The organism is Ancylothrix sp. D3o, from assembly GCF_025370775.1.
Taxonomy (GTDB): Bacteria; Cyanobacteriota; Cyanobacteriia; order Cyanobacteriales; family Oscillatoriaceae; genus Ancylothrix.
The window spans coordinates 1-1,113 of record NZ_JAMXEX010000137.1; the positions used below are offsets into that span (position 1 = coordinate 1).

Here is a 1,113-nt window from a genome sequence, read left to right on the forward strand (position 1 = left end):
ATTAGTCCGGGGACATCCGTATTAGAAAGGCTCACCGACAGTAAACCTACTGTTATTATTTTAGACGAAATTGCCCGTTATTTACGAGCAGCAAAAGCAAAACAAATTGGCAAAAGTGATTTAGCAGAGCAAGTGGTCGCTTTTTTATTTTCATTGATGGATTTAGCCGCCGCTTCTAATAACTTAATCTTGGTTTATTCCTTAGCTTCTGCTTCTGATACCTTTGCCGAAGAAACTTATGATTTACAGGAATTAGTAAGCGCTTCTGCACGGCAAGAAAGAGTTTTAAGCCCTTCTACGGATGTAGAAATTTATAACATCGTCAAACAGCGTTTGTTTACCAGCGTCAGCGAAAAAGCAGCACAACAAGCAGCCTCAGAATATTTAAACGCCTACAAACTCAGCCGCGTTAATTTACCAGATGGGTGTAAAGATGCTAATTATGCTCACGCAATTACTCAAAGTTACCCATTTCATCCAGAATTATTTAACTTATTAACTAAAAAAATTGCTTCAATTCCTGACTTTCAAAAAACTAGAGGTGCCCTGCGGCTTTTCGCCCAAGTTGTGCGTAATTTATGGGAAAACTCAGGAGAAAATAAAAATTCTGTGCCAATGATTCATACCCATCATATCCCGGTGGGAGTTGATGGCGAAATCACTAATGATTTAACTTCGCGGTTAAAACGTCCCCAAATGCGCCCCCCTATAGGTGCAGATATTTATAACCCAAATGGCAGAAAAGCTTACGCAGAAGTACAGGATAGCCAATGGATAATGGCAGGAAAACCACCGTTTTCTAGCTGGTTAGCGCGAACAATCTTTCTGCATTCTTTGACGCAGGGTAATTCATCTGGTATCCGCAAGGCTGAGTTAAATTTGTCTCTGTTAATGCCTGGTTTTGAAATTGGATTTGTGGAAACGGTTTTAGATGAATTAGGTAAGGTTGCTTGGTATTTAGATATTGATTCTATAACCTTTCATTACCGCTTTAAAGAAGAACCTTCTATTAACAAGATTATCACTGAAGAAAAAGAGCAGGTAGGCCGAACTGAGGCGAAACAAGACCTGCAAATTCGACGGGATAGCATTTTTGCCAAAAAATTATTTACC

The 1,113-nt window shown here is 39.4% G+C and carries 1 protein-coding gene; it reads left to right on the forward strand.

Features of this window, described 5'->3' with window-relative positions; genetic code table 11:
• On the forward strand, window positions 1-1,113 hold a 1,113-nt coding region (locus NG798_RS27775; RefSeq protein WP_261226955.1), incomplete at both ends, for an ATP-binding protein.